Annotated in this window: 15 protein-coding genes; 11 read left to right on the plus strand and 4 right to left on the minus strand. The window is 67.3% G+C overall.

What is annotated here, in order from left to right:
- Positions 1–10: 10 nt before the first annotated feature.
- Positions 11–571: a DUF1285 domain-containing protein gene (locus ACZ5R1_RS06670; RefSeq protein ID WP_464712929.1), complete on the plus strand. Its 561-nt coding sequence runs from the start codon at positions 11–13 to the stop codon at positions 569–571.
- Positions 572–602: 31 nt separating this feature from the next.
- On the opposite strand, the gene ACZ5R1_RS06675 is transcribed toward ACZ5R1_RS06670, so the two are convergent.
- Positions 603–2252, minus strand: coding sequence for an electron transfer flavoprotein-ubiquinone oxidoreductase (locus tag ACZ5R1_RS06675; protein WP_464712930.1), 1650 nt, complete (start codon positions 2250–2252; stop codon positions 603–605).
- Between the two features lie 292 nt (positions 2253–2544).
- Here ACZ5R1_RS06675 and ACZ5R1_RS06680 point away from each other — a divergent pair, with 292 nt between their 5' ends.
- The 5 genes from ACZ5R1_RS06680 (at position 2545) to ACZ5R1_RS06700 (ending at position 7738) form a co-directional block, all read left to right on the plus strand.
- Positions 2545–3297 carry an electron transfer flavoprotein subunit beta/FixA family protein gene (locus ACZ5R1_RS06680; protein ID WP_027599021.1) on the plus strand — a complete coding sequence of 251 codons (753 nt, stop codon included), beginning with the start codon at positions 2545–2547 and terminating at the stop codon, positions 3295–3297.
- Positions 3297–4226 (plus strand): electron transfer flavoprotein subunit alpha/FixB family protein, encoded by a 930-nt coding sequence (locus tag ACZ5R1_RS06685; protein WP_464712931.1) that lies wholly within the window; start codon positions 3297–3299, stop codon positions 4224–4226. Before ACZ5R1_RS06680 ends, ACZ5R1_RS06685 begins: the two co-directional genes overlap by 1 nt.
- A 217-nt stretch (positions 4227–4443) precedes the next feature.
- Entirely contained in the window at positions 4444–5877 is a 1434-nt protein-coding gene (locus tag ACZ5R1_RS06690) for an aminotransferase-like domain-containing protein (protein WP_027601567.1), read from the plus strand.
- Positions 5878–6116: 239 nt separating this feature from the next.
- Complete coding sequence (locus tag ACZ5R1_RS06695; protein ID WP_027599018.1) at positions 6117–6515, plus strand: hypothetical protein; 399 nt, start codon at positions 6117–6119, stop codon at positions 6513–6515.
- Between the two features lie 113 nt (positions 6516–6628).
- The gene (locus tag ACZ5R1_RS06700) at positions 6629–7738 is read left to right on the plus strand and encodes a Gfo/Idh/MocA family protein (protein WP_058790547.1); all 1110 of its coding nucleotides are present in this window, start codon (positions 6629–6631) and stop codon (positions 7736–7738) included.
- Between the two features lie 62 nt (positions 7739–7800).
- On the opposite strand, the gene ACZ5R1_RS06705 is transcribed toward ACZ5R1_RS06700, so the two are convergent.
- Complete coding sequence (locus ACZ5R1_RS06705) at positions 7801–7968, minus strand: DUF2897 family protein (RefSeq protein ID WP_007160578.1); 168 nt, start codon at positions 7966–7968, stop codon at positions 7801–7803.
- A 48-nt stretch (positions 7969–8016) separates the two neighbouring features.
- The gene (locus ACZ5R1_RS06710; RefSeq protein ID WP_145248449.1) at positions 8017–8472 is read right to left on the minus strand and encodes a multidrug/biocide efflux PACE transporter; all 456 of its coding nucleotides are present in this window, start codon (positions 8470–8472) and stop codon (positions 8017–8019) included.
- A gap of 82 nt (positions 8473–8554) precedes the next feature.
- Here ACZ5R1_RS06710 and ACZ5R1_RS06715 point away from each other — a divergent pair, with 82 nt between their 5' ends.
- From ACZ5R1_RS06715 to ACZ5R1_RS06735, 5 genes are all read left to right on the plus strand, one after another.
- Positions 8555–9430 (plus strand): LysR family transcriptional regulator, encoded by an 876-nt coding sequence (locus ACZ5R1_RS06715; RefSeq protein WP_027601571.1) that lies wholly within the window; start codon positions 8555–8557, stop codon positions 9428–9430.
- Positions 9431–9507: 77 nt separating this feature from the next.
- On the plus strand, positions 9508–10206 hold the full coding sequence (gene pyrF / locus ACZ5R1_RS06720) for an orotidine-5'-phosphate decarboxylase (RefSeq protein ID WP_027599014.1): 699 nt from the start codon (positions 9508–9510) through the stop codon (positions 10204–10206).
- 103 nt (positions 10207–10309) lie between these two features.
- Complete coding sequence (locus tag ACZ5R1_RS06725) at positions 10310–11227, plus strand: AAA family ATPase (RefSeq protein WP_027601572.1); 918 nt, start codon at positions 10310–10312, stop codon at positions 11225–11227.
- Positions 11197–12180 (plus strand): DUF58 domain-containing protein, encoded by a 984-nt coding sequence (locus ACZ5R1_RS06730; RefSeq protein ID WP_464712932.1) that lies wholly within the window; start codon positions 11197–11199, stop codon positions 12178–12180. Before ACZ5R1_RS06725 ends, ACZ5R1_RS06730 begins: the two co-directional genes overlap by 31 nt.
- On the plus strand, positions 12177–14186 hold the full coding sequence (locus tag ACZ5R1_RS06735) for a transglutaminase TgpA family protein (RefSeq protein WP_464712933.1): 2010 nt from the start codon (positions 12177–12179) through the stop codon (positions 14184–14186). Before ACZ5R1_RS06730 ends, ACZ5R1_RS06735 begins: the two co-directional genes overlap by 4 nt.
- On the opposite strand, the gene ACZ5R1_RS06740 is transcribed toward ACZ5R1_RS06735, so the two are convergent.
- On the minus strand, positions 14168–14347 hold the full coding sequence (locus tag ACZ5R1_RS06740) for a hypothetical protein (RefSeq protein ID WP_108582313.1): 180 nt from the start codon (positions 14345–14347) through the stop codon (positions 14168–14170). The two genes, ACZ5R1_RS06735 and ACZ5R1_RS06740, sit on opposite strands and share 19 nt — an antisense overlap.
- Position 14348: the final 1 nt, after the last annotated feature.

Below are 14348 nucleotides of genomic sequence, written 5' to 3' on the forward strand. Positions count from 1 at the left end.
GGAGAAGGACGTGAGCCAGGTCGATGTGACGCGCAACCTGCTGGCGCAGTTGCCAGCTGCGGAAGAGGGCCGGCTGCCGCCCGTGGAGCTCTGGCATCCGCCCTTCTGCGGCGACATCGACATGCGCATCGCCCGGGACGGCACCTGGTATCACCAGGGCACCCCCATCACCCGACCGGCCATGGTGCGGCTGTTTTCTACCATCCTGCGCCGCGATCCCGAGCGCTTCGTACTGGTGACGCCAGTGGAATGCGTGGGCATCCAGGTGGAAGACGCACCCTTTCTGGCCGTGGACGTCGAATGGCGTGGCAGTGGCCAGGAGCAGATCCTGGATCTGGTTACGAACGTGGGCGACAGGGTCGCCGTCGATGCCGAACATCCATTGCGCTTTGAGGAGCAGGATGACCAGCCGGCACCCTATGTGCGCGTGCGTGGCGGTCTGGAGGCGCGGCTCAATCGGGCGGTGTTCTACCGGCTGATGGAGAGGGTCGAGGAGAGTGACCACGAGGGCCGTTCCTGGCTCGGTCTCTGGAGCCGTGGCAGCTTCTTTCCCGTAGCGCCCGCTGAATGAAGAAAGGGCCCCTCGGGGCCCTTTTTTACGCTTACATGTTGGGGTAGTTGGGGCCCCCGCTGCCTTCCGGCGCCACCCAGGTGATGTTCTGCGCCGGGTCCTTGATGTCGCAGGTCTTGCAGTGGACGCAGTTCTGGGCATTGATCTGGAAGCGCGGCTCGCCGCCATCGCGGACCACCTCGTAGACGCCGGCCGGGCAGTAGCGCTGGGCGGGTTCGTCATACAGCGGCAGGTTCTGCGCGATGGGAATCGAGGGATCCCTGAGCCTCAGGTGAACCGGCTGGTCTTCCTCGTGGTTGGTGTTGGAGAGGAACACCGAGGACAGCTTGTCGAAGCTCAGCTTGCCATCCGGCTTGGGATAGCTGATGCGTGGCGCCTCGTCGGCCTTCTTCAGGCAGGTGTGGTCCATGCGCCGATCGTGCAGGGTGAAGGGCAGGGCGCCCCCCAGCAGGTTGTGCTCGACGAAGGCGAAGGCCGGGCCGAGCAGCGGACCGAACTTGTGCATGGCCGGACCGAAGTTGCGGCTGGCATGGAGTTCCTCCTGCAGCCAGCTGCCCTTGAAGCCATCGACGTAGCCCTGAAGTTCATCACCTTCGCGACCGGCCGCCAGCGCGGCGACGATGGCGTCGGCGGCGAGCATGCCGGACTTCATGGCGGTATGGCTGCCCTTGATCTTGGCCGGGTTGAGGGTGCCCAGGTCGCAGCCGATCAGGGCGCCACCGGGAAAGACCATCTTCGGCAGGGAATTCAGGCCGCCCTTGACCAGGGCGCGGGCGCCGTAGGAGACGCGCTTGCCGCCTTCCAGGTACTGGGCCACCACCGGGTGGTGCTTGTAGCGCTGGAACTCGTCATAGGGCGAGAGGTGCGGATTGCTGTAGGCCAGATCGACGATCAGCCCGACCACCACCTGATTGTCTTCCAGGTGATAGAGGAAGGAACCCCCCGGGTTCTCCTTGTCCAGCGGCCAGCCGGAGGTGTGGATCACCAGGCCCTGCTCGTGCTTGGCCGGGTCGATCTCCCACAGCTCCTTGATGCCGATGCCGTAGTGCTGCGGATCGGCGCCTTCGCCGAGCTTGAATCTCTGGCCCAGCTGCTTGCCCAGATGGCCACGGCAGCCCTCGGCGAACAGGGTGTACTTGCCGCGCAGTTCCATGCCGGGGGTGTAGACCCCCTCCTTGGGCTGGCCTTCGCGATCCACGCCCAGGTCGCCGGTGATGATGCCGCGCACCACGCCGTGCTCATCGATCAGCGGCTCCTGGGCGGCAAAGCCCGGATAGATCTCCACGCCCAGGGCTTCGGCCTGCTGGCCCAGCCAGCGGCAGAGGTTGCCCAGGGAGATGATGTAGTTGCCCTCGTTGTGCATGGGCTTGGGCACGAAGAAATTCGGTACCTTGGTCGCCTGACGCTCGTCCTTGAGCAGGTAGATGTCGTCGCGCTTGACCGGGGTGTTCAGGGGCGCGCCCAGTTCCTTCCAGTTGGGAAAGAGCTCGTCCAGGGCGCGCGGTTCGAAGACCGCACCGGAGAGAATGTGGGCGCCGACCTCGGAGCCTTTCTCGACCACGCAGACGCTGATCTCCTGGCCTTTCTCGGCCGCCTGCTGCTTGAGACGACAGGCCGCGGACAGGCCCGCGGGGCCGGCCCCGACGATCACCACGTCGAATTCCATGTATTCGCGTTCCACGGCTCACTCTCCTCAGGCAAAGCTCACGATCTGGTTATTTATGTAGGGGTGCAACAAAAGACTTCATTATATCCCGCGTGCTCCCTGGCACCCATTCAAACGTTTGTTTAAATTTTCTGCAAGCCTGTTAGACTCGGGAGTTACTGGCCCCTGACGGACTGTCGCGTTGACCCCTGCTGCCGTGGAGGTCAACATAAGAAGAATTTGCAACAAGGTTGGAGCGGCAGGGGTCGTGTCCAACGCAAGGCCGCCTTGGCGTCCTGTTTATTCACCAGAATAAATCGAGGGATTCATGAAGGTTCTCGTAGCTGTCAAACGCGTGGTGGACTACAACGTCAAGGTCCGCGTCAAGGCCGACCAGACCGGTGTCGACCTGGCCAACGTCAAGATGTCCATGAACCCCTTCTGCGAGATCGCCGTGGAAGAAGCGGTGCGCCTGAAGGAAAAGGGTATCGCCAGCGAGATCGTGGTCGTGACCGCGGGTCCCGCCCAGGCGCAGGAGCAACTGCGTACCGCCCTGGCACTGGGCGCCGATCGCGCCGTGCTGATCGACACCGGCACTGCCGAGCTGTCGTCGCTGACCACTGCCAAGCTGCTCAAGGCCGTGGTGGACAAGGAACAGCCCCAGCTGGTGATCCTGGGCAAGCAGGCCATCGACAGCGACAACAACCAGACCGGCCAGATGCTGGCGGCCCTGACCGGCTTCGCCCAGGGCACCTTCGCCTCCAAGGTGGAGCAGGCCGGTGACGGCCTCAACGTGACCCGCGAGATCGATGGCGGTCTGCAGACCGTGGCGCTCAAGCTGCCGGCGGTGGTGACCACCGACCTGCGCCTCAACGAGCCGCGCTACGCCTCGCTGCCCAACATCATGAAGGCCAAGAAGAAGCCGCTGGAAACCCTGACCCCGGACGCCCTCGGCGTGGCGGTGAAGGCCTCCTACGAGGTGGTCAAGGTGGAAGCCCCGGCCGGTCGTCAGGCGGGCATCAAGGTCAAGTCCGTGGCCGAACTGGTCGAAAAACTCAAGAACGAAGCGAAGGTGATCTGATGGCCATTCTCGTCATTGCCGACCACGACAACGCCAACCTCTTCGGCGCTACCCTGAACACCGTCGCCGCGGCCCAGGCCATCGGTGGCGATATCCACGTGCTGGTCGCCGGCCAGAATGCCCAGCCGGTCGCCGACGCCGCCGCCAAGGTCGCCGGTGTCAGCAAGGTGCTCCTGGCCGACAACGCCGCCTACGCTCACCAGCTGCCGGAAAACGTCGCGCCGCTGGTGGTCGAGCTGGCCGCCAACTACAGCCACGTCCTGGCCGCTGCCAGCACCAATGGCAAGAACTTCCTGCCGCGCGTCGCCGCACTGCTCGACGTCGACCAGATCTCCGAGATCATCGCCGTCGAATCCGCCGACACCTTCAAGCGTCCGATCTACGCCGGCAACGCCATCGCCACCGTGCGCTCCACGGCGCCGATCAAGGTGATCACCGTGCGCGCCACCGGTTTCGATCCGGTCGCCGCCGAGGGCGGTTCCGCCGCCATCGAAGGCGTGAGCCTGGTAAAGGACGTCGGCATCTCCAGCTTCGTCGGCGAAGAGCTGGCCAAGTCCGACCGTCCGGAGCTGGGCGCCGCTAAGGTGGTGGTCTCCGGTGGTCGCGGTCTGCAGAACGGCGACAACTTCAAGATCCTCTACGCCCTGGCGGACAAGCTGGGCGCTGCCGTGGGTGCCTCGCGCGCCGCGGTGGACGCCGGCTTCGTGCCCAACGACATGCAGGTCGGCCAGACCGGCAAGATCGTCGCGCCGCAGCTGTACATCGCGGTGGGCATCTCCGGTGCCATCCAGCACCTGGCGGGCATGAAGGACTCCAAGGTGATCGTCGCCATCAACAAGGACGAGGAGGCGCCGATCTTCCAGGTGGCCGACTACGGCCTGGTGGGTGACCTGTTCGAATTGATCCCCGAGCTGGAAAAGGCCATCTGAGGCCCACCCCCGTGCAAGAGCCCGCCCCTTGGCGGGCTTTTTCATGGGCGCGGCAAGCCCTCTGGCAGAGCCCCTGGCGTCAAGGAGGGGTGCGCCGGTTCCTTGTCGTTTTTGGACATTGCCGCCCCGGGAAGGGAAGGGTTAAGGTCAGGCCTAGCTGTACCGGTATACCTTCAGGGTAGCCTGCTACTGTTCCGCTTTCGTCCAGGAAGACGCCATGACCAATCTGTTGCTCTATCAGCGCATCGCCCAGCAACTGGCGAACGACATCCGCACGGGGGTCTACAAGCCCGGCGAACGGGTGCCTTCGGTGCGCAAGCTGAGTCAGCAGCTGGGCGTCAGTCATGCCAGCGTCCTGCAGGCCTATGCCACCCTGGAAGACCAGGGGCTGATCCGCGCCCGGCCGCAGTCGGGCTTCTATGTGCACCAGACCCCGGCGCTGACCGCGCCGACGCCGGACATCGCCACGGTGGAGCGGCCCAGTCTGGTGACCCGTGCCGGCATCATCAACCAGGTGCTGGCGGAATCACGGCGGGAAGGCGTGGTGCCCCTGGGCATGGCGGTGCCCCAGCCCGACTATCTGCCGCTGCGGGCCCTGCACCAGCAGCTGTCCAAGGTCACCCGTTTCCAGGCCCGCGCGGCCTTTTCCTACCTGCACAGTCCCGGCTACGAGCCCCTGCGCCGCCAGGTCGCCATTCGCCTGCGCGATGCGGGGGTGGTGGTGGGGCCGGAAGAGGTGGTGATCACCCATGGCTGCGTGGATGCGCTGCAGATGTCGCTGCGGGTGCTGACCAAGCCGGGCGACCTGATCGCCACCGAATCGCCGTCCTACTACGGGCTGCTGCAATTGGCCGAGGTGCTGGGCCTCAAGGTGATCGAGATCCCCTGCGATCCGGATACCGGGCTCAGCGTGGAAGCACTGCAGCTGGCCGCGAGCCAGTGGCCGGTCAAGGCCCTGGTAGTGGCTGCCCGCCTGAGCAATCCCCTGGGGGGCAGCATGCCGGAGGCGCGGCAGAAGCAGCTGCTCAGGCTGGCCGCCGAGCGCAACATCGCCATCGTCGAGGACGACATCTATGGCGAGCTGACCTACGACAGTGGCTCCAAGGCACTCAAGGCCCTCGACAAGCAGGGGCGGGTCATCTACTGCTCGAGCTTTTCCAAGACCATCTCGCCGGGCGTCCGCATCGGCTGGGTGGTGGCCGGGCCCTACCAGGAAGACATTTGCCGCCTGCAGACCTTCACCACCCATTCCGCCTGCAGCGTGACCCAGATGGGCGTCTCGGCCTATCTGGAGAACGGCGGCTACGACCGCCACCTGCGCGCCATCCGCCAGGAATACCGCCGCAACATGACCGCCTTCCAGCTGGCGATCCAGGAGCATTTCCCCGAGGGTACCCAGATGAGCCGGCCCAATGGCGGCTTCATCCTCTGGGTCAGTCTGCCCGTGCGGGTGGATACCCGGCTGCTGCACCAGCGCGCCCTGGATCAGGGGGTGAGCATCGCGCCCGGCATGATCTTCAGCAACACCGACCAGTTCAATCACTGCATCCGCCTCAATTGCGGTCTGCCCTGGGGGCGCGATGCCCAGCGGGCTCTGATGACCCTGGGCCTGCTCGCCCGTCAACTCTGCCAGGAAACCCTGGCCGCCTAGCGGCAGGCCTGGAACCCGCCGTGGGGCAGCGGAGTCGGTTGTAGAGACTGACCCCTGTCGCCCCCGATGCTCCGCTCCGGGCGCGATACCCTGAGTGTGGTGAGCCCATGCGTGGATACCTGGCAACGACGGCGCTGGCCGTGACCCTGCTGTTGGCGGGCTGCGATAACGAGTCACCGCCTGCCACAGCCAAGACGCCTCCGGCACCAGCGCCAGTGCCAGAGGCACCGAAGCCGCCGGTGGCCGCCGAGCCCCAGGGCAGCGCCGCCGATCTGCGCGCCTACCGCCTGGATCCACTGCCCGGCAAGGCCTTCGTGTTGCCGGCCCCGCCCCCGAAAAAGCAGGACCTGGCCAAGAACAGCCAGGTCAAGAAGCCCGCCGTGCCCAAGCCGGCATCGGCTGCAGCCCATCCCCTCGATCTCAGCGTACCCGGAGAGGCGGCCACGCCCCAGGCGGTGAGCACGCGTCACCTGGGCGCAGGCAAGGCCGACAGCAGCGTCGCCGAGGCGGGTCTGCTGCCGCAGCTGTTTCGCAAGGCGGACGATCCCGGGCGTTTCGAATTGGGCGGGCGGGTGATCAGCCGGGATCGCAGCGACGATTTCGAAGGCGCGGAAGTCGAGTTGCGCTTTCGCCGCTAGCCTGACGCGGGCGCAGTGCCGTCGTTGTACGGCTGTCCGGAACTTCCTGGCCGCAACGCTTGCCGACAGTTCAGGTGGCGGACACGTCGTCTGCCTGGATTCGGGAGCGTTCCATGCCCAGCGCAACAGGCAAGATTCGTTATGCAGTGGTAGCAGGTGGCTGGATTTCCCAGGGCGCCTTCATGCCCGGGGTCGGCCAGACCAGCAATTCCGAGATGACCGCCCTGGTCACCGGCGATCCCGTCAAGGCGCGGGATCTGGCCGCCAAGTACGGCCTCAAGAGCTACAGCTACGAAGAATTTCCCAGCTTGCTCACGTCGGGCGAGATCGATGCCATCTACCTGGCCACGCCGAACTTCCGCCATCTGGAGTTCGCGGTGCCGGCGCTGGAGGCCGGTATCCATGTCCTGCTGGAAAAGCCCATGGCCATCAGCGAGGAAGAATGCCAGGCGATCAACGCCGCGGCCGCGCGCTCCGGCGCCAAGTTGATGATCGCCTATCGACTGCACTGCGAGCCGGGCACGGTGGAGATGATCGAGCGGGTGCGCAATGGCGAGATCGGCGATCCGCGTCTGTTCACCTCGACCTTCACCCAGCCGGTCGACACGGCCAACCACCGCGCCCAGAGCGGCTTCTGGGCCGGTCCCGTCACCGACATGGGGCCCTATCCGCTCAATGCCGTGCGGGCGCTCTTCGCTGACGAGCCCATCGAAGTCAGTGCCGTGGGGGTCCAGACGCCTGGGCGTGACGTCACGACCTGGGATGCCGTGACCGTGACCCTGCGCTTTCCTGAAGAACGGCTGGCGAGCTTTACCGTCAGTTTCAGCGGCCCTAATACCGAGCGTTTCCAGCTGATCGGCCGCAAGGGCGAGATCGAAGCCTCGCCGTGCTTTGGCTTCGGTGAAGGCGTCGCCATCGGCTATCGCCTGACCGTGGACGGAGAGACCGAGGAATTCAAGGCGCCGGTGGTGGATCACTTCGGCGGCGAGACGGCCTATTTCTCCGATTGCATCCTGCAGGATCGGCAGCCGGAAATGGACGGGGAGGAGGGCTGGCGCGACGTGCGTGTGCTGGCGGCCATCGAGCGCGCCCTGGAAAGCGGTCAGCCGCAATCCCTGGAACCGCTGCCCAAGCGTCAGGGACCGACCCGTGAGCAGGTGCGCAGCCTGCCACTGGCGGAGGTGCCGGAGTACGTCAATACCAAGGCACCGCTGGAGTCCTGATGCTACAGAGCCCTGCCACCCAGAGGGTGACAGGGCTCTGCCTGGACGCCCGGGGCGCGCGATCAGCGGTCCTGGGCCTCCTTGGCATCCATCTCGGCATTGCGCTGCCGGATCTTGGTTTTCTGTTCGTCGGTCAAGGGCACCTTGCGCGCCGTGTCCTTGAGCATGAGCAGGCTGCCGACCACCGAGCCAATGGCAACCAGCAGGATCAACCAGGCATACCAGGGCATCTGTCTTCTCCTTGAGTGGCTATATCGCTTCGACCACGGACAAGGCTATCAGTGCGCCCGGCAGGTCGCATTCGTGCGCCTGAGCCAGGCGGCGTAACCCAGGTCGTAGAGCCAGTTGAAGGCCAGGGTGTAGGGCAGGAAGAACAGGATCAGTCCCAGGTCCAGCAGCAGCGCCTGCCACAGGCTGATGGACAGCCACCAGGCGGCCAGCGGCACCAGCACCAGGATCAGTCCGCCTTCGAAGCCGAGGGCGTGCAGCAGGCGGACACCCAGGCCACGGGTGAAGCCCAGGCGCTGTTGCAGCCGATCGAAACCCAGGTTGAACACCAGGTTCCAGAGCATGGCGATGGCCGAAAAGGCGGCGGTGAGCAGGCCCATGTGCCCCAGGGAGCGATCCAGCAGCCAGGCCAGGGTCGGAGTGGCGAGCAGCACGGCGATCCCCTCGAACAGCAGGGCATGCAGGATGCGGGCACTGACGGGACGCTGGGTGAGGGGGCCGGACATGAGGTGACTCCACGATGGACAGGTCCTCAGTCTCATCGGTTAAGCTGGGGAGATCAAAATGGATTCCATAGGGTAAGCCGATATGTATCCCAATGCCGAAGCCCTCGAGGCCTTCGTCGAGGCGGCCGCGGCCGGCTCCTTCAGCGCCGCGGCACGGGTGCTGGGCAAGCGGCAGTCCAGTATCAGCGAGAGCATCGCCCGGCTGGAGGACGACCTGGGGGTGTCGCTGTTCGATCGCCAGGGCCGCTACCCGCTGCTGACGGCGGCCGGCGAGCAACTGCTCGACCAGGCCCGCGCCGTGCTCTCGGCCCACGACCGCCTGGCCAATCGCGCCACCCAGCTGGCGGCCGGGGTGGAGCCGCGCCTGACCCTGGTGATCTCCGATACCTATCAGCCCACCCGTTACGAGGCGCTGCTGACGGAGCTGGACCAGCGCTATCCGGATCTCGAATTCGAATGCCTGATCGCCGAGGACGCCGATGTGCTCAGCCTGGTGCAGGGACGCGCGGATCTGGGCCTGCTGGCCGGTCAGCCGCCCTATCCGGCGGACATCGAGGCGGCCACCCTGGATGGTCTGGTCACCTTCGGTCTCTATGTCGCCGTCGATCATCCGCTGGCAGCGCTGGAGCGGGTCACACCGGCCGACCTGGCGCCCTATCGGCTGCTGCGCCTGAGCACCGTGACCGAAGCCTCTCCCCAGGTCAGCCGCCTGCCGGACACCCGCGGCCGCTGCTGGTCGGCGCCCGACTACCTGCTGCTGCTGGACATGGCGGTGCAGGGCTTCGGCTGGGCCGAACTGCCGCTGTGGCTGGTGACGACCTTTGGCCAGGGGCGGCTGGTGGAGCTGGCCGTACCGGGCTGGCCGCAACGGGTGGCGGTGGACGTGGTCTGGTCACGGCGACGGCCGCTGGGTCCGGCTGGCAACTGGCTGCGCGAACGCCTGCTCAGGCCGAGCTGACGGACGAGAACGGCCAAGTGCCGGCGCGGCGCTTTTCTGCGAAAATGCCGGCCTTTGCCGTTTTGCCGAGAGCTCCCATGTCCGCCTGCCAGTCTCCCATCATCGTTGCCCTGGATTTCCCTTCGTCGTCCGCCGCCCTGGCGCTGGCCGACCGCCTCGACCCCGCCACCTGCCGGGTCAAGGTCGGCAAGGAGCTGTTCACCGCCAGCGCCGCCGGGGTGGTGGAGGCTCTGCGCACGCGCGGCTTCGAAGTCTTCCTCGACCTGAAATTCCACGACATCCCCAACACCACCGCCATGGCGGTCAAGGCCGCGGCGGAGATGGGCGTCTGGATGGTCAATGTCCACTGCTCGGGCGGCCTGCGCATGATGACCGCCTGTCGCGAGACTCTGGAGGCCTTCCAGGGTCCCAAGCCGCTGCTGATCGGTGTCACCGTGCTGACCAGCATGGAGCGCGAGGACCTGGCGGACATCGGCCTGGACGTGGATCCCCAGGAGCAGGTACTGCGCCTGGCCGGTCTGGCCGCTCGCGCCGGGCTGGATGGCCTGGTCTGCTCGGCTCAGGAGGCCTCCGCGCTCAAGGCTGCGCAACCGGCGCTGCAACTGGTCACCCCCGGCATCCGGCCGGCCGGCAGCGCCCTGGATGACCAGCGCCGCATCCTCACCCCGCGCGAGGCCCTGGACGCCGGCTCCGATTACCTGGTGATCGGCCGGCCCATCGCCCGCGCCGCCGATCCGGCCCGCGCCGTGGAAGAGATCCTGGCCACCCTGAAATAAGCGGTAAAGCTCCGGGGCGGCGGTCGCCGGCAAAAGGTGCTGCTATTCTCGTCTTGCAGGCCGACGCCTTCTCATGTCGGCGCAAGGCGAGAGACCTCAGGGCATGCACGATAGGTTGAACGCCTGTCTCAAGGCGGTAGACGGCGTTTTGTTGGGCAAGGAAACCCAGGTCAGGCTGGCGCTGGCCTGCCTGCTGGCGCGAGGGCACCTGCTGATCGAGGACCTGCCCGGCATGGGCAAGACCACCCTCAGCCATGCCCTGGCCAGGGTGCTGGGACTGTCCTTCCAGCGCATCCAGTTCACCTCCGACCTCCTGCCCGGCGATATCCTCGGCACCTCGGTGTTCGATCGCGACAGCGGCCAGTTCGTCTTCCATCCCGGGCCGGTGTTCGCCGAGTTGCTGCTGGCCGACGAGATCAATCGCGCCACGCCCAAGAGCCAGAGCGCGCTGCTCGAGGCCATGGAGGAGGGGCAGGTGACCATCGAGGGTGCCACCCGGCCCTTGCCCGATCCCTTCTTTGTCATCGCCACCCAGAATCCCATCTCCCAGGGCGGCACCTTCGCCCTGCCGGAATCCCAGCTCGACCGCTTCCTGATGCGCCTGTCGCTCGGCTATCCCGGACGCGCCGCCGAGCGCGCGCTGCTGCTTGGCGGTTCCGGGCGCGAGCAGCTGCCGCGCCTGGAGCCCCTGCTGGATCATGCCCAGTTGCGGCTGATCCAGGCCGAGGTGCCGCGCATCCATGCCAGCGAGGCGGTGGTGGACTACGTGCTGCGTCTGGTGGAGGCCACCCGCACCCAGACGTCCTTCGCCCTCGGCCTGTCGCCGCGCGGCAGTCTGGCCCTGCTGGCCGCGGCGCGCGCCTGGGCGCTGCTGGCGGGGCGCGACCATGTGCTGCCCGAGGATGTCCAGACGGTGCTGCCGGCGGTGGCGGGACATCGCCTGCGCGACATCGCCGATCCCGCCGGGCATGGCGGTGGCGCCCTGGTGCAGTGGCTGCTGCGCGAAGTCCCGGCGCTGTGACCGGCGGCGCCTGGCAGCGCTATCGAGACGGCTGGCTGGCGCGGCGGATTCCCCCGGCCAATCGCATCACCCTCGATCAGCGGCGCATCTTCATCCTGCCCACCCGCCAGGGGGGCGCCTTCGCCATCGCCCTGCTGCTGATGCTGCTGGCCGGCATCAACTACCAGAACAGCCTGGCCTATGGCCTGACCTTCCTGCTGTTTTCCCTGGCGCTGGTGGCCATGCTGCACACCTATCGCAACCTGGCCGGTCTGCAACTGGTCGGCGGCGGCGCCAGTCCGGTGTTCGCCGGCGAGGCCGCCGGCTTTCGCCTGCGCCTGGAGAGCGAGCGCCGCGCGCACCAGGGCATCGCCCTGGGCTGGCGCAACGAGCCGCTGGTGCTCAGCGACGTACCGGCGGGGGAGAGCGTCGCCTTGCAGATCTTCCACCCGGCGCCAGATCGCGGCTGGCTCAGACCCGGGCGGCTGCGGGTGGAGAGCCGTTTTCCCCTCGGCCTGTTCGTCGCCTGGAGCTGGCTGGACCTGGACGTGCGCGCCCTGGTCTATCCGCAGCCCATGGCGACCACGACGCCGCTGCGCAGCGGCCAGGATGCCGGCAACGAGGAAGGCCAGCGCCAGACGGGACAGGGGGCCGACGACTTTCAGGGGTTGCGGTCCTATCAGCCGGGCGACTCGCGTCGGCGGCTGGACTGGAAGGCCTTTTCCCGCGGGCAGGGCCTGCTGGTCAAGGACTTCACCGCCCTGGCCGGCAGCGAACTCTGGCTGGATTTCAGCGTGCTCGATGGCGACACCGAAACGCGGCTGTCCTGGCTGTGCCAGGCGGTGCTGGATTGCAGCGCCCGCCAGCTGCGCTTCGGCCTCAGGGTGCCCGGGGTGGAGCTGGCGCCGGCCAGCGGCGAAAGCCAGCGTGACGCGGCGCTGCAGGCCCTGGCCCTGTTCGGGCGGCCATCATGAGCACCGCCGTGCCGCAAGCCATTCCGCGCATCGCCCTGATCTGGCTGCTGGTGGCCCAGGCGCTGGTGATCCTGCCGCACCTCACCCATCTGCCGCCCTGGGTCGGCCTGCTCTGGGCCTTTTGCGCCGGCTGGCGGGTGCTGCTGTTTCGCATGCGGGTGCGGGCGCCGACGCGGATCGAGAAGGGCGGTCTGCTGCTGCTGACCATGGGCGGCATCTGGCTGTCGCGTGGCTCCTTCATCGGCCTGGATGCCGGCGCCGTGCTGCTGCTGGTGACCTTCGCCCTCAAGCTGATCGAGATGCACAGCCGCCGCGATGCCCTGGTGGTGATCTACCTGGGGTTCTTCGCGGTGGTGATCGCCTACCTGTTCGAGGATGGCCTGCTCGCCGCGCTCTACAGCCTGCTGCCGGTGACCGCCCTGGTGGCGGCGCTGATCGGCCTGCAGCAGAGTGCCCTGGCCAGTCGGCCGCTGGCGACGCTGAAAGTCGCCGGCACCCTGCTGCTGCAGGCGGTGCCGCTGATGCTGCTGCTGTTCCTGGTGTTTCCCCGTATCGGCCCGCTGTGGTCGTTGCCACAACCGGGCGACCAGGCGCGCACCGGACTGGGCGACAGCATGGCGCCGGGGGAGATCGCCCAGCTCTCGCAATCCGCCGAGCGGGTGTTTCGCGTCAGTTTCGCCGGCGACCGGCCGGCGCAGCGTGATCTCTACTGGCGGGCCACCACCTACGAGCGCTTCGACGGCGCGCGCTGGTCGGTGGATCCCGACACGGCCTGGAGTCCGGAACCGGCCTGGACGCCGAGCGGCCCCCGACTGGACTACCAGGTAGTCATGGAGCCGAGCGGTCGGCCCTGGCTCTACGGCCTGGACGTGGCGCGCAGCGATCAGCGCGACGTGCGCCTGGCCAGCGACTTCCATCTGCAGCGCCGCCGCCCGGTGGATCAGGCGCTGCTCTATCAGGTATCCAGCTGGCCGCAGGCCACTCGCGAGCCGGAGCGGCTGTCCGCCTCCAGCCAGAGGCGCGCGCTGCAGCTGCCCAGTGGCGGCGAGCCGCGCACCCGTGCCTGGGTGGCCGGGCTCAAGGCTCGCGCGCCAACGCCCGAGGCCCTGGCCCAGGCGATCCTGGCCTATTTCCGCCAGCAACCCTTCGTCTACACCCTGCAACCGCCCACGGCAGGCGTCGATGCCATCGACGCCTTTCTCTTCGACAACCATCGCGGCTTCTGCGCCCACTATGCCGGCGCCATGACCTTTGCCCTGCGGGTGGCGGGCATTCCGGCGCGGGTGGTGGCGGGCTACCAGGGCGGTGAATTCAATGCCGCGGGCGGCTATCTGCTGGTGCAGCAATTCGATGCCCATGCCTGGGTGGAATACTGGCTGCCGGGGCGCGGGTGGGTCAGCGTCGACCCTACCGCCCAGGTGGCGCCCGAGCGTATCGAGCGGGGTCTGCAGGAGGCCCTGGCGGCCCAGGGCGCGGCCAACGAATTCCTCGCCGACAATCCCTTCGCCGCCAATCGCTATCGCAACCTGGCCTGGCTCAATGACCTGCGTCTGGGCTGGGACCGCCTCAACTACGGCTGGCAGCGCTGGGTGCTCAACTACCAGGAGGATACCCAGGGCGAACTCTTCAAGCGGCTGCTCGGCGAGGGTTCGCTGCAACGCCTGGGGCTGCTGCTGGCGCTGGTGGTGTTGAGCGTGCTCGGGGTGATGGCGCTGCTGGTGCTCAAGCCCTGGCAGCGGACGCGGGATCCCCTGTTGACGCGTTTCGACCAGTTCGAGCGGCTGCTGGCGCGGCAAGGCGTCAGGCGTCGAAGCGGCGAGGCGGCGGGCAGCTTCGCCGGACGCGCCATGGCCGAGCTGCCGGCGGCGCGCGCAGCGATCTCGGCCTTTTCCCAGGAATTCCAGGCGCAGCGCTATGCCGGTCGGCCGCAGGATCCTGCGGCTCTGACCAGGACGCTGAAGCTATTGAAACGTCAGCTGCGTGGCCGTCAGGCGCGCAGCGACTGAGGCACGGGGAGGGCGTCAGGCTCTTGCAGGGCGAAGGCCACCAGGCAGACGACGGCCGCCAGGATCAGCGGTTGTGGATGGGGGTTGCCGAGCGCCTGGGCGATGCAGCCCAGGCCCAGCAACAACAGCACGGCGGAAGTGAAGGTGGTGACCGAGCGCATG

The sequence above is a fragment of the Pseudomonas sp. Pso3 genome (genome assembly GCF_055393275.1).